The following is a 22,249-nucleotide window of genomic DNA, read 5'->3' as shown; positions in this document are numbered from 1 at the left end:
GCTTCAGCCGTCCCCCAGGCGGTCGGCCAGATCGGTGGCGAAGGCCAGCACCTGCTCCTCGGTGCTGACCACCCGGGGGAACACCACGATCCCCACCACCAGGTTGTTCACCCGCAGGAAGATGCTCCGGTCCCGGAGGTACGCCTCGTCGCCCACATCCGGCAGCCGCACGAAGCCGGCCGCCAGCCGGCGCAACTGCTCGGCGGCGGCGTCCGGCGCGTCGCTGCGGCGCGGGGTGGCGACGTAGTAGGAGACGGTGATCGTGGGCGCCGGGACGTAGCTCGGATGCTCCGGGGGCAGCAGCAGGTCGCAGTTGTTGGTGTCGTCCTGCTCCAGGGCGTACGCGGGGCCGAGCAGCCGTACGCTCGGCGCGACCGTGGCGCAGGCCGGCGGCTCGGCGCGGAACCGGCCCTCGTCGTGGAAGCCGCCGGCCAGGTAGGTGACCACGGCCGCGGCGAGCAGGACGGGGACGAGGACGGCCGCGACGAGCAGCGCCCGCCGGCGAGGGCGGCGCGCCGAGGGCGGCGGCCGGTCCTGCCCGGGGCCGTCGCGGAGGGCGGCCTCCCCGGCCGGCGGCTGTGGGTGCATGGCCGGGGATCCTAGCCAGTGCGCGCCGGTCGCGGGGGGCCACGACGATGGCCCTCCGAGCTGCCACGTCGGGCGGGACGTGCCGCGGGTTCCCCGGCCCGCCTCGGGCCGGGGAGCCGGGCGGGAACGGCGAGGGCCGGCCCCGACCGGGACCGGCCCTCCAGGAGGGACGCTCGGACTACGGCTTCCAGGAGCCCGCGGCCTCGAACCGGTGCTGGTACTCCAGCGCGCCGTTCTTGTCGGCCACGTCGAACACCACGGTGCCCGTCCGCTTGCTGCCGGCCCGCAGGTTGTTCCCCGAGCTGAGCGTGTCGCCGCAGCCCGACAGGGCGCTGGCCAGGCCGTTGACGGTGGTGCCGTCGGCGGCCACCCACTCGAAGTAGAACGGGTTGATCGAGCCCTTGCCCTTGGTGACGCTGGCCGTCACGTGCGCGATCAGGTAGAGGCCCTTGTCGGGCTTCGGGGCGTACGAGCGGCAGCCCTTGGTGGCGGTGGTGAACTTGGTGACGGTGATCTCGACGGTGCCCTCGTCGTCGGAGAGCACCAGCGTGTCACCCGGCTTCATGTTGAAGGTCTCGCCGTCGGTCTCGCCACCGGCGGAGGCGCTCGGCGCGCCGCTGGGCAGGCCCGGCGCACCGGTGGTGATCGGGGTGGGCAGCGCCTCGGCCACCTCGTCGGCGGCCTTGTCCGCGCTCGCGACGATCGCCACGATGCCGCCGACGCAGCAGAGCAGGGTCAGCACGACCGCCGCGATCGCGATGATCAGGACCGTCTTCTTCTTGCCGCCGTTCGGGGCGACCGGCTGCGGGGCGCCGAGCGGGTAGCCGGGCGCACCGGGCGCCGGCGCCCCGTAGGCGCCGGGGACGCCCGAGGTGGGCGGCTGCGGTGCGCCGGAGACCGGCGGCGCCCACGGCTGCCCGGGGACCGGCGGCTGGGGCGTACCGGAGACGGGTGCCTGCGGCGCCCCCCACGGCTCGCCGGAGACCGGGGCCTGCGGGGCGCCGGAGACCGGCGGCTGGGGAGCGCCGGAGACCGGGGGCTGCGGCGCGGCCCACGGGTCGCCCCCGCCGGAGGCCGGCGGCTGCGGGGCGCCGGAGACCGGGGGCAACGGGGCCCACGGGTCGCCGGGTGGCTGCGCCGCCGGCGGGGGCGGCGGGTAACCGCCCTGGTCGGCGGGGAACTGCGGCATCGGGGCCGTCGGCGGGTACGGCTGCTGCTGCTCCGGGTTCTGCTGGTGGGGATCCTGCGGCCCGTAAGGGGGCTGGGGGTGGCTCACCGTACTCCTAGGCACCTGATGACGATCGAGAACTGCCTGACGCTACCGTGCGCAAACAACCCTGCATCATTCCGTGCCGGGTGCGAGTTGGTGGTCCCCTGTTCGGGTCGATGATCCGCCCTGCCGGCCAGGCGGGGTCACGGCGGGCCGGTTCGGGGCGCCGCCCCGGGCCAGCGTCGCGGAGCGGGTCAGGGCAGCAGGACCGCGGCGGTGCGGACCAGCCCGGCGTCCACGGTGAACCGGCCGGTGATCCGGGGCGGCGCGGCCACCGGGGCGGCGTCGAGGCGGGCCGGCGCGATGCGGGCGGTGAACGTCCCCGCCTCCGGGTCGACCGTGACCAGGGCGTCGTGGAAGTCCAGCCAGGTGCCGACGACCGGGTGCCAGACCTTGTAGACGGTCTCCTTCGCACTGAACAGCACCGCCGGCCAGGAGATCCCGGCGGGCAGCCGGGCGCAGCGCTCGTCCTCCTCGGGCAGGCAGATCAGCCGGCGTACGCCCGGATTGAGGTCGCGGTGCTGCTCGGCGTCCATGCCCACGGAGCGGACCTCGGTGGCCCGCGCGGCCGCCGCGGCGCAGTAGCCGCGGGTGTGCGTGATGCTGCCGACCACCCCGGCCGGCCAGACCGGCGACCGGTCGGCGGCCGAGGGTACGGCGGCGGGGGAGAGGCCGAGCGCGGCCATCGCCCGCCGGGCGCAGACCCGCCCGGCGGTGAAGTCGCGGCGGCGGGTCTCCACCGCCCGCTCGGCGAGGCAGTCCCGCTCGGCGGGCAGCAACTGCCCGGTCCAGTCGTCCGGCCCGGCCACCGCCACGGCCACCGCCGCCGGCAGCAGGTCACGCATCGGGGCCGTCCGCGGTACGCTCCCGGCGTGCCGGCCGGGCCGGTACCCGGTCGGCGCTGTGCCCCACCCTCGCCACGACTCGGCAACCTACCGCAACCGTGTAACGCGGCGGGAGCCACCGGCGCTTCACGCAGTGCCGACTGGGGAGCACCGGGTGCCGTCCACACTGTACGGAGGTCGGCGATCCGCGCGTCGTCGTCCTCGGACCGGAAAGGGCCGTGCCCCCATGAGCGGTGGTGCATCCGAGCTGGGCAACGACCACCTACCGGTGGTGCCCGCCTGGACCTGTGAGACCTGCGGCGGCGAGTGGCCGTGTGCCGCGAAGCAGCGCCGCCTGCTGGACGAGTACCGGGGCGAGCGCCCCGCCCTCGCCGTCTACCTCGGGTCCTGCCTCGCCGCCGCGACGCAGGATCTGCGGGGCATCCCGGAGCGCGTCCTCCAGCTGAGGTTCACCGGCTGGCTGCCGCGCCAGTCCAGATCCTGGTGACGCCGGGCGGGCCGAAGCCCGCCCCGCGCCGGACCCCGTCCACGGCGACCCGGTCCGGCGTGGCCGCGCGCCACCGCCGTCACCCGCCGCCGGCCCCGGCGCCCGCCGGAGACGGCTCGACATCGGCTGATGCACGCCGATCGAAGGGCGCAAATGTGGGGAAGCGGGCACGAAAGCTGTGGATCGGCGATTGTCGGATGTAAACCATGTGTCCGGCGGCGCATCCGTCGGAAATCTGACCCAAGTCGACCCGTTGTGCCGGTGGTGCGGGGTGGTTAAGCTCTTCATGCGCGCCCCAATCGCCCGCTTCCCCCGTGGCAGGCGATCGGGGCGCGCATCTATGTGCGGAGGGCGTTTCCGGTGGTCACCGTCGGTATCGGCGCCGGCACTCAGATCCAGCGACCGTCCAGCCACATCCGCGCCGACCACTCCGCGTACGTCATCAGCTTCCCGACGAAGATCGGGTAGAAGTAGGCGAAGCAGAGCGCGACCAGCAGCACGTAGCCGCCGGCTATCACGCCCCCCACCAACCGGCGGTCCCGGCCGGCCTCCGGGTCGGCGGCCACCTGGTCATCGGGCGGGCCGGCCGGCGAGACGATCGCGCCGAGCACGTAGACCACGGCCAGCACCAGGAACGGCAGCGCCGGGGCGGTGTAGAAGGAGAACATCGTCCGGCCGTCGAGGGCGAACCAGAACCAGGGCAGCAGCCCGGCCGCCACGCAGAGCAGGATCGCCCCGGCCCGCCAGTCCCGCCGGGCCGCACCCAGCCAGGCCAGCGCCACCAGGGCGGGCAGGAACGACCACCAGAGCAGCGGCGTGCCGAGCAGCAGGATCTCCGAGGCGCAGCTCGGCGCCCCGCAGGCCCCGTCGCCCGACCAGTAGAAGGCCACCGGCCGGCCCAGCAGCAGCCACTGCCACGGCCACGACTGGTACTTGTGCGGGTCGTCCAGGCCGGTGTGGAAGCCGTACGCGGCCTTGTGGTACTGGAACAGGTTGTTCAGCGCCCCGATGACCGGGGTGTCGCTCAGCGGGGCGTTCGGGTAGTTCTCGGCGAGCCGGTAGTAGCCGTCGTCGCTGAGGAACCAGCCCGTCCAGGTGGCCAGATAGGTGGCCACCATCAGCACCCCGGCCAGCACCAGCCAGGGCAGCTCGTCGAGCAGGGTGTCCCGCCACGGCCGGCGTACCCCGGCGGAGCGGCGCACGCCGACCTCCCAGAACAGCACCAGCAGCGCGAACGCCGGCAGGAAGTACAGCGCGCTCCACTTCACCGCGCAGGCACAGCCGAACAGCACCCCGGCGGCCAGCCGCCACCAGGGCCAGTCCCGCCAGCCGGTGTCCGGCCGCCCGGCCCGGCCCGGTCGGGACGGGTCCAGCCCGGCGTCGAGCGCGCGGGCCCAGCGGCGCCGCCGCGCGTCCCGGTCGAGCACCAGGGCGCCGAACGCCGCCAGCACGAAGAAGAGCAGGAAGATGTCGAGCAGCGCGGTGCGGGACAGCACCAGGTGGAAGCCGTCGAGGGCGAGCAGCAGCCCGGCGGCGCAGCCCAGCGCGGTGGACCGGAACAGCCGCCGGCCGATCCGCACCAGCAGCAGCACCGACAGGGTGCCGATCAGCGCCGCGGAGAAGCGCCAGCCGAACTCCGGCGCGGTGGTGACCAGGTGCCCGGGCACCGAGATGTTGTGCTCGGCGTCGGAGTAGCCGAAGGCCCACTCGCCGAGCCCGATCAGCCACTTGCCCAGCGGCGGGTGGACCACGTACGACGGGCCGCCGTCCTTGTAGTTCCACTCGACGCCCTTGTCGACCAGCCCCCAGCCGTCCCGGGCGTAGTAGATCTCGTCGAAGATCTTGCCGTTCGGGCCGCTCAGCCCGACGAAGCGGAGGATCGCCGCGATCGCCACGACCACGGCCGTGGCCAGCCAGGAGCGCCCGTCCAGCCGGGCGTCGACGGTGGCCAACCGCCGGCGCACCACGCCGGGGACGCCGCCGCCGGCCTCCTGCGACGCCCGCCCGGGGTCGCCGCCGGCCGGCGTGCGCTCCGCCTCCGTCTGACCCGCGCTCTGTGCTGTCGACGCACTCGTCACCCGGCGATCGTAGGCTCCGAAGGTGCCCGGTGGCGCCCGTCGTCTCCGATACCGGTACGACCGTCGATGAAGGAGCACCAATCGTGGGTGAAATGTCCGACACCGGGCGCCTGGTCCTGCTCGGCGCGCCGCTGGGCAACTCCGCCGACGCCTCCGCCCGGTTCCGCGAGGTGCTCGCCACCGCCGACGTGGTCGCCGCCGAGGACACCCGCCGGCTCACCCGGCTGGCCCGCGACCTCGACGTCACCGTCCCCGGGCGGATCATCTCCTACTTCGAGGGCAACGAGGAGCGGCGTACCCCGGAACTGGTCGACGTGCTGGCCGCCGGCTACCTGGTCGCCCTGGTCACCGATGGGGGCATGCCGAGCGTCTCCGACCCCGGCTACCGGCTGGTCCGGGCCGCGCTGGACGCCGGCGTCCCGGTCACCGCCGCACCCGGGCCCAGCGCGGTGACCACCGCCCTGGCGCTGTCCGGGCTGCCCAGCGACCGGTTCTGCTTCGAGGGGTTCCTGCCCCGCACGCCGGCCGCCCGCCGGTCCCGGCTGCGCGCGCTGGCCGCCGAGGCGCGCACGCTGGTGCTGTTCGAGGCGCCGCACCGGATCGGCGCGGCGCTGGCCGACCTGGCCGCGGCGTTCGGCCCGGACCGGCCGGCCGCGCTCTGCCGCGAGCTGACCAAGACCTACGAGGAGGTGGTCCGCCGCCCGCTCGGCGAGCTGGCCCGGTGGGCCGCCGAGGAGGAGCCCCGGGGCGAGATCACCCTGGTGGTGGGGGGCGCGCCCGAGGTGGCCGCGGAACGCCCGGACGACGACACGCTGCGCGCGGCGGTGGCCGCCCGGGAGGCCGCGGGCCTGACCCGCCGGGACGCGATCACCGAGGTGGCCGCCGAGTTCGGCCTGCGCCGCCGCGAGGTCTACACGGTCGTGCACGCGTAGGGCGCCGCGTCGCGGCCCGGCCGCGTCGGCCCGGCCGGCCGGGAGCAGTCGGGGCGGTTCCGCGCCGCGTTGCCGGCAGCGCCGCCCGCGGCCGGGCCGGTCCGGCTACCAGGCGGCGACCAGGAAACCCGCGGTGATCAGCGCCGGGCCGGCCGCGGCGGCGGCCACCGCCCAGCGGCGGTGCCGGGGGTCGGCGAGCCGGGTGGCCCCGGTCCACCGGGCGGTCCCGGCCGCGCAGCCGGCCACCCCCAGCAGCCCGAGCAGCCAGCGCAGGTGGGCGCCGACGCCGTGGTCCGCGTACGCGGTGCCGCCGTCCGGGCCGGTCATCCGGGCGGCGAGGGTGGAGCCCGGCGCGGTGCGCCCGGCCGGCACCCCGCTGACCCGGACGCCGTGCGCGACGTACCGCCCCTCGGCGGCGGTGAAGATGCCCCGGCAGCGCTGGCCCAGCCCGCCGCCGGTGCAGTCGACCACCACCACGGTGCCCCGCGTGGCGTGCCCCAACGCGACCCAGAACGGGCCGGCGCTGACCCAGGCGAAGAACGCCGCCGCCAGGCTCAGGCCCAGCAGCACGGCCAACCCGCGCGGCGGGTCGGGCGGGCGCGGCGTCCGGTCGGCGCGCCGGGTCCGGGTCGCGCCGTCCCCCGCCGGCCGGTCGGCGGGCCGGTCCGGCCGGATCGGGGTGCCGTCCCAGTGCACCTCCTCGATCGGCGCCCAGAACTCCTCGTCGCCGCCCGGCGTACCCCCGTCGGAGGGCGACCCGCGGCGGCGGCGCCCCCGGTTCGGCTGCCGGACCGGGACCCGGCGCGGGACGGCGTCCACCGGCGCCCCGGTGGTGGGCTCGACCTCGACCGGTGGCCCGGCCGCCGGGTCGTCGGCGGCGGGGGCCGACGGGGTGGCCTCCGGCCGGGGATGCGGCGCGACGGCGCCGGCCCGTGGTGGCCCGACCGAGTCCCGGCGGGCGTCCCCGACGGCCGGTCCGGACGGACGCTCGTCGTGGTCGTGGGTCGCTCGTCTGCCAGTCACGATGTTCATTGGACACCGCCGTTGGAAGGCGGATTGGCAGTTCACGGCGCGTGTCGGTGACAAATCGGACCAATGGTCGAGGCGGCCCGGCCGGACCGCCGACCCGCGGAGCCCTATTGGTTCGCGACCGCGCCGCCCGGGTCACTAGGCTTGCTGGTCATGAGTCACGTTCTCGCGGCGGTAGCCTGGCCGTACGCCAACGGCCCGCGCCACATCGGCCACGTCTCCGGTTTCGGCGTTCCCTCCGACGTCTTCAGCCGGTACATGCGGATGGCCGGCCACGACGTGCTCATGGTCTCCGGCACGGACGAGCACGGCACCCCGATCCAGGTGCAGGCCGACGCCGAGGGGGTCACCCCGCGCGAGCTGGCCGACCGCTACAACCGGGTGATCGTGGAGGACCTGCACGGCCTCGGCCTCTCCTACGACCTGTTCACGCGCACCACCACCGGCAACCACTACGCGGTGGTGCAGGAACTGTTCGAGGGGATGTACCGCAACGGCTACATCGTGCCGAAGACCACCATGGGGGCGATCTCCCCGTCCACCGGGCGGACCCTGCCCGACCGCTACATCGAGGGCACCTGCCCGATCTGCGGCTACGCCAGCGCCCGCGGCGACCAGTGCGACAACTGCGGCAACCAGCTCGACCCGATCGACCTGATCAACCCCCGCTCGAAGATCAACGGCGAGACGCCGGAGTTCGTGGAGACCGAGCACTTCTTCCTCGACCTGCCGGCCCTGGCCGACGTGCTGCGGCAGTGGCTGGACACCCGCGAGGGGTGGCGGCCGAACGTGCTGCGGTTCTCCCGGAACCTGCTCGACGACCTCCAGCCCCGGGCGATCACCCGGGACCTGGAGTGGGGCGTACCGATCCCGCTGGAGGGCTGGCGGGACCGCGCGGACAAGCGGATCTACGTCTGGTTCGACGCGGTGATCGGCTACCTCTCCGCCTCCATCGAGTGGGCCCGCCGCTCCGGCGACCCCGAGGCCTGGCGGAAGTGGTGGTCCGCCGACGCCGAGGGCAAGGACGCCCGCGCCTACTACTTCATGGGCAAGGACAACATCGTCTTCCACTCGGTGATCTGGCCGGCGCTGCTCGCCGGCTACTCCGGCGAGGGGTCGCGGGACGGCGAGCCGGGCCAGCTGGGGCGGCTCAACCTGCCCACCGAGGTGGTCTCCAGCGAGTACCTGACCATGGAGGGGCGCAAGTTCTCCTCGTCCCGCCGGGTGGTCATCTACGTCCGGGACTTCCTGGCGCGTTACGACGCCGACGCGCTGCGCTACTTCATCGCCGCCGCCGGCCCGGAGAGCAACGACACCGACTTCACCTGGGCCGAGTTCCTCCGCCGCAACAACGACGAGCTGGTCGCCGGCTGGGGAAACCTGGTCAACCGGTCCATCTCGATGGCGGCGAAGAACTTCGGCGAGATCCCGCCGGTCGATCCGGCCGGGCTCACCGAGGCCGACGAGGCGCTGCTCGCGGTGGCCCGGGCCGGCTTCGCCACGGTCGGCGACCTGATCGCCCGGCACCGGCAGAAGCAGGCCATCGGCGAGGCGATGCGGGTGGTCGCCGAGGCGAACCGGTACCTCTCCGAGCAGGCGCCGTGGAAGCTCAAGGACGCCGCCGACAAGCCGCGGATGGGCACCATCCTGCACGTCGCCCTCCAGGTGGTCAGCGACGCCAACACGCTGCTCACCCCGTTCCTGCCGCACTCCGCGCAGAAGGTGCACGAGCTGCTCGGCGGCACCGGGGTGCACGCCCCGATGCCGGTCATCGAGGAGGTCGAGGACCTCGACGGCGGGCCGGCGTACCCGGTGCTGACCGGGGACTACACGGTCGGCGCGCGCTGGGAGTCGGTGCCGCTGGCGGTGGGCCGGCCGCTGGCCGCCCCGAAGCCGGTCTTCCGCAAGCTCGACCCGTCGATCGTGGACGAGGAACTGGCCCGGCTCGGCGGCTGAGCCGGCGTACGCGGAACGCGGCCCCGGGGGACTCCCCCGGGGCCGCGTCGCGTACGCGGTCAGGCGCGGGCCATCGCCGGCGCGCCGATGAACTCCATGATCGCGTTGTTCACCTCGGTCGGGTGCGTCCACGGGATGCCGTGCGGTGCCCCGTTCAGGGTGACCAGCTTGGCGTCGCGCAGCATCGGCGCCAGACGCTGGCCGGTCGCCGGGAAGGGCAGCACCTTGTCCTTGTCGCCCTGGATGATCAACACCGGGACGTCGATGTTCGGCACGTCGTTGCGGAAGTCGGTCAACCAGGCGTCCACCGAGTCGTGGCTGCCCTTCGCCGAGGCCCGCGCGCCGATCTCCCAGTGCGCCCGGTACGCCTCCTCGCTGACCACCTTGCCCTTGTTCTCGTCCCAGTTGAAGAAGTTGTTGCAGAACTGGGTGAGGAAGGCGAAGCGGTCGTCGATGATCGCCTGCTTGAAGCCCTCGAAGAGGCTCTTCTCCACGCCCTCCGGGTCGTCCGCCGTCTTCAGCAGGAACGGTGCCAGCGGGGCCAACAGCACCGCCCGGTCCACCCGGTTCGAGCCGTACGCGCCGAGGTAGCGGGTCACCTCACCGGTGCCCATCGAGTGCCCGACCAGGATGGTGTTGCGCAGGTCCAGCTCGGTCATCAGCACGTCGAGGTCGGCGGCGAAGGTGTCGTAGTCGTAGCCCACGCTGGGCTGCGCCGAGTTGCCGAAGCCCCGCCGGTCGTAGGTGATCACCCGGTAGCCGGCCGCGAGCAGCGGACCGCTCATCTTCTCCCAGGTCGCCCCGCTGAACGGGAAACCGTGGATCAGGACGACCGGCTGGCCGCTGCCGTGGTCCTCGTAGTACAGGTCGATCGGGGCGGAATTCTCCGTACCCACGGTGATGAAGGGCATGCTCACTCCTGAAATCGGGCTCGTGGTCAACTCGCCCGGCGCATTCCCGCACCCCGGTCCGGTATTCCGGTCAGAGGTGGTAGGGCAGATCCACCACCCGGTCGTCGGTGACCTCCGCGGCCGGCGCCCAGGTCTCGTAGACGCCCCGTTCCTGGCACTGCGCCCCGGTAGCGGCCACGGCGTCCGGATCCGGCCGGCGCAGGCGGATCCGCAGCCAGCCGGCCTCCTCCCGGAGCACCAGGCAGTCCACCCCCCGCCAGCGGGCGTGGCGCAGCCGCCGGGCCACCGCCTCGACCGGGTAGCGGGCGGCCCGGGTCATCGCCAGCACCCGGAACCCGCCGGGCAGGTCGGCCACCGCCTCGTACTCGCCGCCGCCGTACGCGCCGACCAGCTGGGTCGAGCGGGGCACCTCGCCGGTCGGCAGGTACTCCTGGTCGGGGGAGAGCCCCGGCACCGCGGCGAGCAGGTGCCGCCACTGCGGGCCGACCATCCGCAGCCAGCCCCGCTGCTCCGCCTGGTAGCTGTAGAGCACCACCTCCACCCCCTCCGCCGGATAGGCGAGCAGGGTGGCGTTGGCCGGCATCGGCAGGTCGGCGAAGTCCCGGGTGACGAACTCCGGGACGAGCTGGCTGCCGCTGGGCACGAACCCGGTGCCCAGCACCGGCGGGCCCAGCCGGTCCCGGGGCGGCAGGGCGGTCAGCCCCCGGTGCGCCGCGCCGACCGGCGCCTCGTAGTCGCCCGGGTCGGCCGCCCGCCAGCGCAGCACGTACGTCACGTCGCCCGGCCCGCTGTCGGAGTCGGTACGCAGCACCGCGGTGGCCGCCGCACCGCGCAGGTGCGCCACGTCGTGCTCCCGGTAGCAGAAGCCGTGCGGCAGCCAGCCGCGCAGGTAACCGGCGAGCTGGCCGGGGGAGAGCACCTTGACCATCCGGGTGCCCCGCCGGATCAGCGCCGAGCCGCGCACCGCGGCCAGCACCGGGTCGCCGGCGGCGGCCGGCTGCTGGCTCAACTGTTGCACCTGGGCGAAGCCGCGTTCCCGGTGCGCCGGCAGCATCAGCGGCGCCTCCGGCTCCTCGGCCGGCGCCGGCGCCCCGTACACCGCGCTCACCTCGGTGACGTGCACGAACCGGCGCCACGGCAGCGCGCTGCCCGGCCGCGGTGACCGCTCGAAGCCGGCCACCTCGTCGGCGCTGAACACCTCGTACGCCGCACCCCGGGCGATCTCCTCGGCCGGATACACCGCGCCGCCGTACGCCACCCGCAGCCCGGTCCGCTGACCGGCGTCCCCGCCGGCCCGGGGCAGGACACTCATGCCGGCACTCCGCTTTGCTGCGTGCCGTCATGAGGCATGTCCGCGCTGAGTCGATGATTCGCTCGCTGTCGCTCGCTCATGTCGTCACCTCCCCACCACGGTCCGCTCACCCATCCCGCGACCGTAGAGTCGCCCTGGGTAGCCGAGGTGAACGTCAGGTGGCGCTCGGGTGGACCCGGCCGGTGTGTGATCCTTTGGGTGATGACCGAGCCAACCGAAGAGACGACCGGGCGCGAGTCCCGGCGCGCCCGGGCCGCCCGCCGCGCCGGGGAGTTCCCGCCCGCGCCCGAGCCGCTGCCCGGCCCGGTGCTGGACAGCCACACCCACCTCGACATCACCGTCAGCGAGGCCGGCGTACCCGGCGGCGGGCCGGCCGACGACCCGGTCGCCGCGGCCGTCGCCCTCGCCGCCGCGGTCGGCGTCGACCGGCTGGTGCAGGTCGGGGTGGACGTCGACTCCTCCCGCTGGGGCGCGGAGACCGCCGAGCGCCACCCGGCGGTGCTGGCCACCGTGGCGCTGCACCCCAACGAGGCGCCCCGGCTGGCCGACCTGGACGAGGCGCTGCGCGAGATCGAGGCGCTGGCCGCCCGGGACCGGGTCCGCGGCGTCGGCGAGACCGGGATGGACTTCTACCGCACCGGCGACGAGGGCCGCGCCGCCCAGGAGGAGAGCTTCCGGGCGCACATCGCGATCGCCAAGCGATACGGCAAGGCCCTGGTCATCCACGACCGCGACGCGCACGCCGACGTGCTGCGGATCCTCGACGACGAGGGCGCGCCGGACACCGTGGTGCTGCACTGCTTCTCCGGCGACGCCGACTTCGCCGCCGAGTGCGTGCGCCGCGGCTACCTGCTCAGCTTCGCCGGCACCGTCACCTTCGGCAGCGCCGGCCCGCTGCGCGAGGCCGCCGCGCTCACCCCGCTGGACCAGATCCTGGTGGAGACCGACGCCCCCTACCTCACCCCGATGCCGCACCGGGGCCGGCCCAACGCCTCGTACCTGATCCCGCTGACCGTCCGGTCGCTGGCCGCCACCACCGGCGCCGACCTGGACGAGCTCTGCGCGGCGATCTCCGCCACCGGCGACCGGGTCTTCGGGCCGTGGTGAGCCCGGCCGGCGCCGAGCCGCCGCGCGGGCCGGGCGGCCTGCTCGGCCCGGCGGAGATCCGGGACCTCGCCGCCCGGCTGGGCGTCGCGCCCACCAAGAAGCTGGGCCAGAACTTCGTGCACGACCCGAACACCGTCCGCCGGATCGTCACCGCCGCCGGGCTGACCCCCGAGGACGTGGCGCTGGAGGTCGGCCCCGGCCTCGGCTCGCTCACCCTGGCCCTGCTCCCGGTCGCCGCGCACGTGCACGCCGTCGAGATCGACCCGGTGCTGGCCGGGGCGCTGCCGGAGACCGCCGCGCGGCACGCCGGCCCGGACGCCGGCCGGCTCACCGTGCACCGGGCCGACGCGCTGCGCGTCGGCGCCGCCGACCTCGCCGAGCCGGCGCCGACCGCGCTGGTGGCGAACCTGCCCTACAACGTGGCCGTGCCGGTGGTGCTGCACCTGCTCGCCGAGTTGCCCAGCCTGCGGCACGGCCTGGTGATGGTGCAGAAGGAGGTGGCCGACCGGCTGGTCGCCGGCCCCGGCTCCAAGGTGTACGGCGTGCCGTCGGTCAAGCTCGCCTGGTACGCCCGGTCCCGGGCCGCCGGTCGGGTGCCGCCGAACGTGTTCTGGCCGGTGCCGAACGTCGACTCCGGGCTGGTCGCCTTCACCCGCCGCGAACCGCCCCGGCCGGACGTACCCCGGGAACGGGTCTTCGCCGTGGTGGACGCGGCCTTCGCGCAGCGCCGCAAGACCCTGCGCGCCGCGCTGGCCGGCTGGGCCGGCGGCGCCGACCGGGCCGCCGCGGCGCTCACCGCCGCCGGTGTCGACCCCGGCGCGCGCGGTGAGTCACTCACCGTGGAGCAGTTCGCCGCCATCGCCGCGTCGGCTCCGGCCGCCGCCTCCGCCGCCCAGTAGGCTGGCGCCGGGTCCGCCGAGGGCCGCTGCACGTGTACCCGTACCCCCTGGTCGGCGGCCGGTGCGAGCCCGGCCGCCACTGCGCCGAGGAGCAGATCGTGGAGAAGCCGTTCGAGGTCCGCCCGTGCCCGCGGGACGTCCCGTGACCGAGGCGTGGCGACCGGACGACGAGGACGAGCGGCGGCGGGGCGCCAGCGGGCCGGTCCGGGTACGGGTGCCCGCCAAGGTCAACCTGCACCTCGGGGTGGGCCCGCTGCGCCGGGACGGCTACCACGAACTGAACACCGTCTACCACGCCATCTCGATCTACGACGAGCTGACCGCCCGCCGCGGCGACACGCTCACCCTCACCATGGCCGGTGAGGGCACCGGTGAGCTGGCCCTGGACGACTCCAACCTGGTGATCCGGGCGGCCCACGCGCTCGCCGGGTACGCCGGCGTCCTCCCGCACGCCCGGCTGCACCTGCGCAAGCAGATCCCGCTCGCCGGCGGGCTGGCCGGCGGCAGCGCCGACGCCGCCGCCGCGCTGGTCGCCTGCGACGCGCTCTGGGGCACCGGGCTGTCCCGCGACGAACTCGCCGGCATCGCCGCCGACCTCGGCTCCGACGTGCCCTTCCTGATCCACGGCGGCACCGCGCTGGGCACCGGCCGGGGCGAGGCGGTCAGCCCGGTGCTGGCCCGCCCCACCTCCTGGCACTGGGTGGTGGCCATCGCCGACGGCGGGCTCTCCACCCCGGCCGCCTACGCCGAACTCGACCGGCTCCGCGCGGCCGGCACCGCCCGCCCCCCGCTGGGCAGCACCGACGCGCTCCTCGCCGCCCTGCGCCAGCGCGACCCGCGGGTGCTCGCCGCCGCGCTCGGCAACGACCTCCAGGACGCCGCGCTGGCCATGCGCCCGTCGCTGGCCGCCACCCTGAAGGCCGGCGAGGCGGCCGGCGCGCTCGCCGGCCTCGTCTCCGGCTCCGGGCCGACCTGCGTCTTCCTCGCCACCGACGAGGCGCACGCCGGGCGGATCGCCGCCGAGCTGACGGCGGCCGGGGTGTGCCGGGAGGCCCGGGTGGCGCACGGACCGGTCGCCGGGGCACGCATCGTCTGAGCCGGTCATCACCCGCCGCCCGCCGGCCTGTCGGGCCCTCGGGGCGGGGACGGAACAAGCGGGTGCGCGGGGCGGTTGACCGACAGGGGCCCGGCGCCCGGCCGGACGGGCACGGCGCCCGCGTACCCTCGACTGTCACAGGCGTCCCGCACCCGGGACGCCTTGATCATGGGAGGTGGGTAGTGGCCAACATCGTCAACCTGGACCGGGTGTCCAAGGGCTACGGCGCCGCCGGGCCGCTGCTCACCGACGTCTCGCTCGGCCTGGACGACGCCGACCGGATCGGCGTCGTCGGGCTCAACGGCGCCGGCAAGTCAACCCTGCTGCGGCTGCTCACCAAGCAGGAGGAACCGGACGACGGCCGGGTCACCCACCGCCGCGACCTGCGGGTCGCCTGGCTGCCGCAGAGCCTCCAGCTCGCCCCCGACGCCACCGTGCGGGACGTCGTGCTCGGCACCGCCTGGCTCGGCGAGAGCATGGGCGCCGAACACGAGTGGGCCGGCGACGCCGGTGTGCGCGCCATCCTGGACGGGCTCGGCATGCCGCACCTCGGCCTGGAGCAGCCGGTCGGCCCGATGTCCGGTGGCGAGCGCCGCCGGGTCGCCCTGGCCGCGCTGCTGGTGCGCGACTGCGACCTGCTCATCCTCGACGAGCCCACCAACCACCTCGACGTCGGCGGCGTGGACTGGCTGGCCCGGCACCTGCTCGGCCGCAAGGGCGCCCTCGTCGTGGTCACCCACGACCGCTGGTTCCTCGACGCCGTCTGCACCACCACCTGGGAGGTCGCCGACCAGACCGTCCGGTCCTACGACGGCGGCTTCGCCGCCTGGACCCTGGCCCGGGCGGAGCGCGAGCGGGTCGCCGCCGCCACCGAGGCCCGCCGGCAGAACCTGCTCCGCAAGGAGATCGCCTGGCTGCGCCGCGGCGCGCCGGCCCGCACCTCCAAGCCGCGCTTCCGGATCGAGGCGGCCAACGCGCTGATCGCCGACGTGCCACCGCCGCGCGACACCATGTCGCTGCAGAAGCTCGCCACCGCCCGGCTCGGCAAGCAGGTGTACGACCTGGAGCAGGTCACCCTGCACGCCGGGCCGAAGACCATCCTGGACGGCGTCACCTGGCAGGTCGGGCCCGGCGACCGGATCGCCGTCCTCGGCGCCAACGGGGCCGGCAAGACCACCCTGCTCCGGATGCTCGCCGGCGTCACCCGCCCCGACGACGGCCGCTTCGCCACCGGCTCCACGGTGCGGGCGGCGTTCCTCTCCCAGGAACTCGCCGAACTCCCCGGCCAGCTGCGCGTGCTCGAAGCGGTCGAGGAGGTCGCCCGGCGGGTCCAGCTCGGCGACCGGGAGATCTCCGCCGCCCAGCTCGCCGAGATCTTCGGCTTCGACGACCGGCGGCTCTGGACCCCGGTCAGCGACCTCTCCGGCGGCGAGCGGCGCCGGCTGCAGATGCTCCGGCTGCTCGCCGGAGAGCCGAACGTGCTGCTCTTCGACGAGCCCACCAACGACCTGGACACCGACACCCTGGCCGCGCTGGAGGACCTGCTCGACTCCTGGCCCGGCACCATCGTGGTGGCCAGCCACGACCGCTACCTCATCGAACGGGTCACCGACACCGCGTACGGGATGTTCGGCGACGGCCGGCTGGTGCACCTGCCCGGCGGCGTCGACGAGTACCTGGCCCGCGCCGCCGGCCGGGCCGCCCCGGCCGAAGCCCTGACGCCCACCCAGCCGAAGGCCCCCGCGGCCGCCGGCATGTCCGCCGCCGAGGCGCGGCAGGCCCGCAAGGAACTGGCCCGGCTGGAACGGCAGGTCGCCAAGCTGGAGCAGAAGGAGACGGCGCTGCTCGACCAGCTCGCCGCGCACGCCACCGACTACGCCAAGGTCGCCGAACTCGACGCCCAGCTCAAGGAGCTGCGGGGCGAGCGGGAGCGGACCGAGGAGGCGTGGCTGACCCTCGCCGACGAGATCCCGGCGAGCTGACCGGCCCCGCCGCACCCGGGTCCCGCCACACCGGGACCCGTGTGCGGCGTCACACCTCGACGTGCGGGACAATCGTCGGCGAACCCTCACCCGAACGGCGTTGGAGACTCAGAGATGGCCCACACCCCCGTCAACCACCCCGCGCGGCCGGTCTACCGGGCGATCGGCGGGCTCACCGGTCTGTACCTGGTCGTCTTCGGGGTGCTCGGCATCATCGCGAGCGCCGGCAACGAGGTCCTCGCCCAGGACGACACCCGGGCCCTCGGGCAGGGCACCAACCTCGGCTTCTCGCTGATCAGCATCCTGATCGGGCTCGCCGTGCTGGCCGGCACCGCGATCGGCCGCAACGTCGACGTGGTGGTCAACCAGTGGCTGGCGTACCTGCTGATGGTGGTCAGCCTCGCCGGGCTCGCGTTCATCCAGACCGAGGCCAACATCTTCAACTTCAGCATCGCCACCGTCATCGTGCTGATGGTGCTCAGCCTGGTGCTGCTGATGGTCGGCATGTACGGCAAGGTCGGCACCGACGAGGAGCGCGAGGCGTTCGAGAAGGCCCGCCTCGTCCTCTGATCCAGGGTTGCGCCTCCGGATTCGCCGGAGCCCGACCTGCCCCGCGCAGGTCCGGCTCCGGCGAAGTCGTATCCGGGCCCGGCCCGTCCGGGCCTGATCGTCGTTCGCCGAGGACCCGGCTGGCGGTTCAACAGACAGGTGCGGGTGGCCCGGGTGACAATCCTGGTGAATCGCAGCCATTCGGACGGAGGACGGGCGATGGTGCACTTCCCGGTGAACCATCCGGCACGGCCGATCTACCGGGCCCTGGCCGGGCTGGTCGGCCTCTACATCCTGGTCTTCGGCGTCTGGGGCGTCGCACAGACCTGGGGTGACCCGCTCTTCGAACGCGACGGCCACTGGGTGCTCGGGCTCCGCACCAACCTCGCCTTCGCCCTGGCCTCCGTGGTGTTCGGGATCGTGCTGATCATCGGGGCCTCGCGGCGCGGCAACCTCGGCCACTACATGAACCTGACCGCCGGGATCGTCTTCCTGGTCACCAGCATCCTCATGATGTCCGTACTGCAGACCGAGGCCAACTTCCTCAACTTCTCGATGTCCACCGTCGTGGTCTCGATGATCTTCGGCCTCATCCTGCTCGGCACCGGCCTGTACGGCAAGGTCGGCACCGACGAGCACGCGGAGGAGCTGCGGACCCACCGCAACCACCCGGTGCACGAGTCCCACCTGCGCCGGTCCTGAGCGCCGGTCAGCGCCTCCGCACGGTGATCAGGCCCGGCTTGGCCTCCAGGTGCGACAACCCGTTCCAGGCCAGGTTCACCAGGTGCGCGGCCACCGTCTCCTTGCGCGGCTTGCGCACCTCCAGCCACCAGCGGCCGGTCAGCGCCACCATGCCCACCAGCGCCTGCGAGTAGAGCTCGGCCAGCTTCGGGTCGTAGCCCCGGCTGGAGAACTCCGCGCCCAGGATGTGCTCCACCTGGTGCGCCACGTCGTTCATCACACTGCTGAAGTTGCCGGTCGCCGACATCACCGGCGACTCCCGCACCAGCACCCGGAACCCGCTGGTCTCCTCCTCGATGTAGCCGAGCAGGGCCAACGCCGCCTGCTCCAACAGCTCCCGCGGGTGACCGGCGGTCAGCGCCGTGGTGATCCGGTCCAGCAGGGACCGGACCTCCCGGTCCACCACCACCGCGTACAGCCCCTCCTTGCCGCCGAAGTGCTCGTAGACCACCGGCTTGGAGACCTTGGCGCGGGCCGCCACCTCCTCTATCGAGGTGGCGTCGAAACCGCGCTCGGCGAAGATCTGCCGGCCGATCGAGATCAGCTGCTCCCGGCGCTGCGCCGCCGACATCCGCACCCGCGAGGTGGCCTTGCCCGCCGCCGCCGGGACCACCCGCCGCCGGCCGGTGCCCGCGTCCTTGCCCGCGGCGTCCGCCATGTCGTCACCTCGCCGGCGTTCGGTGACGCCCTGTCGTGGGATGGGGCCAGCGCTTCGCTCGGTCACCCGGCAATACTGCCAGGTAACCCCCGCCGGCACTGCCCGGTTTACGGCTCGGCGACCGGCTTCACGAGTTTCGCGGCGATCCGCTCGGGCTTCGGCCACCGCACGTTGTAGGCCGCGCCGACCTTCTCGAGCAGCCAGATCACCCGGGCCGAGATGTCCACCTGCCCGCGCAGCACACCGTGCCGGGCGCTGGTCGGGTCGGCGTGGTGCAGGTTGTGCCAGCTCTCACCGAAGGACAGGATCGCCAGCGGCCAGAAGTTGGACGCCCGGTCGCCCTGGCGCACCGCGAACGGGCGCTCGCCGTAGACGTGGCAGACCGAGTTGATCGACCAGGTCACGTGGTGCAGCAGCGCGATCCGCACCAGCCCGCCCCAGAAGAGCGCGGTGAGCGCGCCCTGCCAGGACCAGGTGAGCAGGCCGCCCATCAGCGCCGGGCCGAGCACCGAGACGGTGACCAGCAGCGGGAAGAGCCGGTCCACCCGGCGGATGTCCCGGTCGGCGAGCAGGTCCGGCGCGAACCGCTCCCGGTTGGACAGCTCGCGGCCGAAGAGCCAGCCGACGTGGGCGTGGAACATCCCGCGGGTCAGCCCGCCGAGGCTCTCGCCGAACCGCCACGGCGAGTGCGGGTCGCCCTCCTGGTCGGAGAAGGCGTGGTGGCGGCGATGGTCGGCGACCCACTGGATGATCTCGCCCTGCACCGCCAGCGAACCGGAGACGGCCAGCGCGATCCGCAGCCACCGCTTGGCCTTGAACGAGCCGTGCGTGAAGTAGCGGTGGTAGCCGACCGTGATGCCGAGCCCGGACACCACGTACCAGAGCAGGGCGATGGACACGTCGGTCCAGCTCAACCAGCCACCCCAGGCGACCGGGACGGCCGCGATCAGGGCTACGAAGGGGATCACGACGAACGCCCAGAGGGCGACCAGGATGCCTGGGGACTGCGCCCCCTGGGTAAGTGGCTTGGGGCCGGCGGCGTTGTTCGGGTCGAGCAGAGAGGTCGACATGGCACCTCGCAGAGGGGTCGGACAAGATCGCAAAGTTACGCCTACGTCACCGTAACTTGTGGCACCGCGCTTCGCACGGGAGAGTTCCGGGAATGAATGCCTGAGAACGTCGTACGGGTGTTCTAACCTGCTGCTCATGGTCGATCCGATCGCCGCCGAGGTGCGCCGCCTGCGCTCCGCCGAGCAGCTCTCCGTCCGCGAGATCCGGGCCCGCACCGGCCTCAGCCGAACCAAGGTCTACGAGTTGCTGCGCGGGGTGCCGGCGCCCGAGCGGGTCCGCCGCCCCAACGCCAAGGACGACCTGCGGGCCGAGGCGGTCGAGCTGCGCGCGCTCGGCCGGTCGGTGAACGACATCGCCCGGCAGCTCGGGGTCGCCAAGTCCACCGCCTACCAATGGGTGAAGCACCTGCCGCTCGACCCGGACGACGAGGCTGCCGAGCGCCGTCGCGGCTACGTGGCGCGGATGACCGAGGCGCGCTGGGCGGCTCACCGGCAGGCGCGCGACGCCGCGCGGGCGGTTGTCCGGCAGCGTGCGGCCGAGACGGTGGGCCCGCTCGGCGAACGCGATCTCCTGCTGCTGGGCGCGGCGATCTACTGGTGCGAGGGCACCAAGTCGAAGCCCTGGCGGCGCGACGACCGCGTGCAGTTCGTCAACAGCGACCCCGGCCTGCTGGCGCTGTTCCTGCGCTTCCTCGACGCGTGCGGCGTCGAGCGGAGCGTGCCGACCTACCGGGTCAGCATCCACGAGACGGCCGACGCCGACGCCGCGGCGCGGTGGTGGGCCGGGAGGCTCGGGCTGCCGACCGGCCGCTTCCGGCGCGCCACCCTGAAGAAACACAATCCGGCCACCGTGCGCCGAAACACCGGCGACGGCTATCGTGGCTGTCTGGTGATCACGGTGCCGCGCAGCCGCGAGCTCTACTGGCGGATCGAAGGTATGATCACCGAGCTGTTCCAGATCTCCGGCGGCACGGACGTGAATTGACGGGTCGCCGAGATTGACACGCTATTGGGGTGTGGGGTAACGGCAACCCGCAGGCCTTTGGAGCCTTGAGCTCCTGGTTCGAATCCAGGCACCCCAGCTCAACGCATTCGTTGTGGCCGCGCCAACGGCGACCCGCCGTCTGGTTAGCATGGCCGCGAGACTGTCCGTCGTCCCGACTGGAGCCGCGTCGTGTCCCAGCCCCACACCCGCACCGTCGTCGTGCTCGCCGCCGGTGAGGGCAAGCGGATGAAGTCGGCGCTGCCCAAGGTGCTGCACCCGCTGCTCGGCCGTACGCTGCTCGGCCACGTGCTGGCCGCCGCCGCGCCGCTCGGCGCGGACCGCACGGTGGTGGTGGTCGGCCACGGCGCCGACCAGGTGCGCGGCCACCTGACCGAGATCGCGCCCGAGGCCACTCCGGTGCTCCAGGCCGAGCAGCTCGGCACCGGCCACGCGGTCCGGATCGCGCTGGACGCCGCGCCGGACGCCACCGGGACCGTCGTGGTGATCAACGGTGACGTGCCGCTGCTCCGCCCGGAGACGGTCGCCGCGCTGGTGGCCGCGCACGAGGGCGAGCGCGCCGCGGCGACAGTGCTCGCCGCCGAGGTGCCCGACCCGACCGGCCTGGGCCGGATCGTCCGCAACGCCGACGGCCGGCTGGAGCGGATCGTCGAGGAGCGCGACGCCACCGCCGCGCAGCGCGCGATCCGCGAGATCAACGCCGGGATCTACGCGTTCGACGCGGCCCGGCTGCGGGACGCGCTGGGCAAGCTCTCCACCGACAACGACCAGGGCGAGGAGTACCTGACCGACGTCTTCGGCCTGCTGGTCTCGGCCGGCGAGCCGGTGGCGGTGCACGTCGCGGCCGACCACGTCGAGACGCTGGGCTGCAACGACCGGGTCGAGCTGGCCGCGCTGCGCCGGCTGCTGCGCGACCGGGTGAACGAGGCCTGGATGCGGACCGGTGTGACCCTGCTGGACCCGGACACCACCTGGATCGACGTGACCGTCGCGCTGGACCGGGACGCGGTGGTGGACCAGAACACCCAGCTGCGCGGCGGCACGGTGGTCGGCACCGGCGCGGTGGTCGGGCCGGACGTCACCCTGATCGACACGGTGGTCGGCGCCGGCGCGACGGTGCTGCGCAGCCACGCGGTGGGCGCCGAGATCGGCCCGGGGGCCAGCGTCGGGCCGTACGCGTACCTGCGGCCGGCCGCGCGGCTGGCCGAGAAGTCGAAGGTCGGCACGTTCGTCGAGGTGAAGAACTCCGAGGTCGGCGAGGGCGCCAAGGTGCCGCACCTGTCGTACGTGGGTGACGCGACGATCGGCGCGAAGGCCAACATCGGCGCGGCGACGATCTTCGTGAACTACGACGGGGTGAACAAGCACCGCACTGTCGTCGGCGAGGGGGCCTTCGTCGGCTGCGACACCAGCCTGATCGCCCCGGTCGAGGTGGGCGCCGGGGCGTACGTGGCGGCGGGCAGCGCGATCGCCCAGGACGTGCCGCCCGGCGCGCTCGGGGTCACCCGGGCGCCGCACCGCAACATCGAGGGCTGGGTGGCGCGCAAGCGGCCCGGCACGGTCTCCGCGGCGGCGGCCGAGCGGGCGCAGCGGGCGGCCGAGGGTGCGTCGGCCGGGGCGGGTGCCGCAAGCGAAGGTGAGGCAATCCACGGGGATGCCGACGCGGTGGGCCCGGCGTCTGGCAGGGGAGATACTGCAACCGAATAGTCCCCGGCCCACCACCACCGCGCGCCGGG

The 22,249-nt window shown here is 74.2% G+C and carries 20 protein-coding genes and 1 tRNA gene; 12 read left to right on the top strand and 9 right to left on the bottom strand.

Annotated features, from left to right (window positions below):
• Positions 1–3: 3 nt before the first annotated feature.
• The 3 genes from Q3W71_RS06505 to Q3W71_RS06495 form a co-directional block, all read right to left on the bottom strand.
• Positions 4–588: a hypothetical protein gene (locus Q3W71_RS06505; RefSeq protein WP_302918353.1), complete on the bottom strand. Its 585-nt coding sequence runs from the start codon at positions 586–588 to the stop codon at positions 4–6.
• Positions 589–766: 178 nt separating this feature from the next.
• A complete protein-coding gene (locus tag Q3W71_RS06500; protein WP_302918352.1) occupies positions 767–1,864 on the bottom strand; it encodes a DUF4352 domain-containing protein in 1,098 nt (365 codons plus the stop codon).
• A 188-nt stretch (positions 1,865–2,052) separates the two neighbouring features.
• Entirely contained in the window at positions 2,053–2,703 is a 651-nt protein-coding gene (locus Q3W71_RS06495) for a 4'-phosphopantetheinyl transferase (RefSeq protein WP_302918351.1), read from the bottom strand.
• 226 nt (positions 2,704–2,929) lie between these two features.
• On the opposite strand from Q3W71_RS06495, the gene Q3W71_RS06490 reads away from it, so the two are divergent.
• Positions 2,930–3,190, top strand: coding sequence for a hypothetical protein (locus tag Q3W71_RS06490; RefSeq protein ID WP_302918350.1), 261 nt, complete (start codon positions 2,930–2,932; stop codon positions 3,188–3,190).
• Between the two features lie 389 nt (positions 3,191–3,579).
• On the opposite strand, the gene Q3W71_RS06485 is transcribed toward Q3W71_RS06490, so the two are convergent.
• On the bottom strand, positions 3,580–5,157 hold the full coding sequence (locus tag Q3W71_RS06485; RefSeq protein ID WP_302918737.1) for a dolichyl-phosphate-mannose--protein mannosyltransferase: 1,578 nt from the start codon (positions 5,155–5,157) through the stop codon (positions 3,580–3,582).
• Positions 5,158–5,351: 194 nt separating this feature from the next.
• On the opposite strand from Q3W71_RS06485, the gene rsmI reads away from it, so the two are divergent.
• The gene (gene rsmI, locus Q3W71_RS06480; protein ID WP_302918349.1) at positions 5,352–6,200 is read left to right on the top strand and encodes a 16S rRNA (cytidine(1402)-2'-O)-methyltransferase; all 849 of its coding nucleotides are present in this window, start codon (positions 5,352–5,354) and stop codon (positions 6,198–6,200) included.
• Between the two features lie 105 nt (positions 6,201–6,305).
• Here rsmI and Q3W71_RS06475 read toward each other — a convergent pair whose 3' ends face one another.
• A complete protein-coding gene (locus Q3W71_RS06475; protein ID WP_302918348.1) occupies positions 6,306–7,232 on the bottom strand; it encodes a hypothetical protein in 927 nt (308 codons plus the stop codon).
• 150 nt (positions 7,233–7,382) lie between these two features.
• Between Q3W71_RS06475 and metG the strand changes: the two genes are divergently transcribed.
• Positions 7,383–9,185, top strand: coding sequence for a methionine--tRNA ligase (metG, locus tag Q3W71_RS06470; RefSeq protein ID WP_302918347.1), 1,803 nt, complete (start codon positions 7,383–7,385; stop codon positions 9,183–9,185).
• A gap of 59 nt (positions 9,186–9,244) precedes the next feature.
• On the opposite strand, the gene Q3W71_RS06465 is transcribed toward metG, so the two are convergent.
• Entirely contained in the window at positions 9,245–10,096 is an 852-nt protein-coding gene (locus Q3W71_RS06465; RefSeq protein WP_302918346.1) for an alpha/beta fold hydrolase, read from the bottom strand.
• Between the two features lie 70 nt (positions 10,097–10,166).
• Positions 10,167–11,408 (bottom strand): hypothetical protein, encoded by a 1,242-nt coding sequence (locus Q3W71_RS06460; protein WP_302918345.1) that lies wholly within the window; start codon positions 11,406–11,408, stop codon positions 10,167–10,169.
• 201 nt (positions 11,409–11,609) lie between these two features.
• Between Q3W71_RS06460 and Q3W71_RS06455 the strand changes: the two genes are divergently transcribed.
• From Q3W71_RS06455 to Q3W71_RS06430, 6 genes are all read left to right on the top strand, one after another.
• The gene (locus tag Q3W71_RS06455) at positions 11,610–12,515 is read left to right on the top strand and encodes a TatD family hydrolase (RefSeq protein ID WP_302918344.1); all 906 of its coding nucleotides are present in this window, start codon (positions 11,610–11,612) and stop codon (positions 12,513–12,515) included.
• Positions 12,512–13,414, top strand: a complete 903-nt coding sequence (gene rsmA, locus Q3W71_RS06450; protein ID WP_302918736.1) for a 16S rRNA (adenine(1518)-N(6)/adenine(1519)-N(6))-dimethyltransferase RsmA — start codon at positions 12,512–12,514, stop codon at positions 13,412–13,414. Before Q3W71_RS06455 ends, rsmA begins: the two co-directional genes overlap by 4 nt.
• A 142-nt stretch (positions 13,415–13,556) precedes the next feature.
• On the top strand, positions 13,557–14,510 hold the full coding sequence (locus Q3W71_RS06445) for a 4-(cytidine 5'-diphospho)-2-C-methyl-D-erythritol kinase (RefSeq protein ID WP_302918343.1): 954 nt from the start codon (positions 13,557–13,559) through the stop codon (positions 14,508–14,510).
• Between the two features lie 182 nt (positions 14,511–14,692).
• A complete protein-coding gene (locus tag Q3W71_RS06440; protein ID WP_302918342.1) occupies positions 14,693–16,492 on the top strand; it encodes an ABC-F family ATP-binding cassette domain-containing protein in 1,800 nt (599 codons plus the stop codon).
• Between the two features lie 114 nt (positions 16,493–16,606).
• Positions 16,607–17,062 carry a DUF4383 domain-containing protein gene (locus tag Q3W71_RS06435; RefSeq protein ID WP_302918341.1) on the top strand — a complete coding sequence of 152 codons (456 nt, stop codon included), beginning with the start codon at positions 16,607–16,609 and terminating at the stop codon, positions 17,060–17,062.
• 198 nt (positions 17,063–17,260) lie between these two features.
• Complete coding sequence (locus Q3W71_RS06430; RefSeq protein ID WP_302918340.1) at positions 17,261–17,743, top strand: DUF4383 domain-containing protein; 483 nt, start codon at positions 17,261–17,263, stop codon at positions 17,741–17,743.
• A 7-nt stretch (positions 17,744–17,750) separates the two neighbouring features.
• On the opposite strand, the gene Q3W71_RS06425 is transcribed toward Q3W71_RS06430, so the two are convergent.
• Together Q3W71_RS06425 and Q3W71_RS06420 are read right to left on the bottom strand one after the other, a co-directional pair.
• Complete coding sequence (locus tag Q3W71_RS06425) at positions 17,751–18,440, bottom strand: TetR/AcrR family transcriptional regulator (RefSeq protein ID WP_302918339.1); 690 nt, start codon at positions 18,438–18,440, stop codon at positions 17,751–17,753.
• Positions 18,441–18,547: 107 nt separating this feature from the next.
• Complete coding sequence (locus Q3W71_RS06420; protein WP_302918338.1) at positions 18,548–19,510, bottom strand: acyl-CoA desaturase; 963 nt, start codon at positions 19,508–19,510, stop codon at positions 18,548–18,550.
• A gap of 136 nt (positions 19,511–19,646) precedes the next feature.
• Between Q3W71_RS06420 and Q3W71_RS06415 the strand changes: the two genes are divergently transcribed.
• The 3 genes from Q3W71_RS06415 (at position 19,647) to glmU (ending at position 22,220) form a co-directional block, all read left to right on the top strand.
• A complete protein-coding gene (locus Q3W71_RS06415) occupies positions 19,647–20,495 on the top strand; it encodes a helix-turn-helix domain-containing protein (protein ID WP_302918337.1) in 849 nt (282 codons plus the stop codon).
• 25 nt (positions 20,496–20,520) lie between these two features.
• A tRNA-Gln gene (locus tag Q3W71_RS06410) sits at positions 20,521–20,592 on the top strand.
• A gap of 92 nt (positions 20,593–20,684) precedes the next feature.
• Positions 20,685–22,220, top strand: a complete 1,536-nt coding sequence (gene glmU, locus Q3W71_RS06405) for a bifunctional UDP-N-acetylglucosamine diphosphorylase/glucosamine-1-phosphate N-acetyltransferase GlmU (protein ID WP_368050286.1) — start codon at positions 20,685–20,687, stop codon at positions 22,218–22,220.
• The last annotated feature ends 29 nt before the right edge of the window (positions 22,221–22,249 follow it).

Origin of the sequence: Micromonospora sp. C28SCA-DRY-2, assembly GCF_030519475.1 — a bacterium.
Lineage (GTDB): Bacteria > Actinomycetota > Actinomycetes > Mycobacteriales > Micromonosporaceae > Micromonospora.
The sequence above is the reverse complement of the archived record's forward strand: the minus strand, read 5'-3'. Positions and strand labels throughout refer to the sequence as shown.

Coding starts and splice junctions, on each gene's coding strand:
- Q3W71_RS06505 (WP_302918353.1), bottom strand. CDS start 588: ATGCACCCACAGCCGCCGGCCGGGGAGGCCGCCCTCCGCGACGGCCCC.
- Q3W71_RS06495 (WP_302918351.1), bottom strand. CDS start 2,703: ATGCGTGACCTGCTGCCGGCGGCGGTGGCCGTGGCGGTGGCCGGGCCG.
- Q3W71_RS06490 (WP_302918350.1), top strand. CDS start 2,930: ATGAGCGGTGGTGCATCCGAGCTGGGCAACGACCACCTACCGGTGGTG.
- Q3W71_RS06475 (WP_302918348.1), bottom strand. CDS start 7,232: ATGAACATCGTGACTGGCAGACGAGCGACCCACGACCACGACGAGCGT.
- metG (WP_302918347.1), top strand. CDS start 7,383: ATGAGTCACGTTCTCGCGGCGGTAGCCTGGCCGTACGCCAACGGCCCG.
- Q3W71_RS06465 (WP_302918346.1), bottom strand. CDS start 10,096: ATGCCCTTCATCACCGTGGGTACGGAGAATTCCGCCCCGATCGACCTG.
- Q3W71_RS06460 (WP_302918345.1), bottom strand. CDS start 11,408: ATGAGTGTCCTGCCCCGGGCCGGCGGGGACGCCGGTCAGCGGACCGGG.
- Q3W71_RS06455 (WP_302918344.1), top strand. CDS start 11,610: ATGACCGAGCCAACCGAAGAGACGACCGGGCGCGAGTCCCGGCGCGCC.
- Q3W71_RS06435 (WP_302918341.1), top strand. CDS start 16,607: ATGGCCCACACCCCCGTCAACCACCCCGCGCGGCCGGTCTACCGGGCG.
- Q3W71_RS06430 (WP_302918340.1), top strand. CDS start 17,261: ATGGTGCACTTCCCGGTGAACCATCCGGCACGGCCGATCTACCGGGCC.
- Q3W71_RS06425 (WP_302918339.1), bottom strand. CDS start 18,440: ATGGCGGACGCCGCGGGCAAGGACGCGGGCACCGGCCGGCGGCGGGTG.
- Q3W71_RS06420 (WP_302918338.1), bottom strand. CDS start 19,510: ATGTCGACCTCTCTGCTCGACCCGAACAACGCCGCCGGCCCCAAGCCA.
- Q3W71_RS06415 (WP_302918337.1), top strand. CDS start 19,647: ATGGTCGATCCGATCGCCGCCGAGGTGCGCCGCCTGCGCTCCGCCGAG.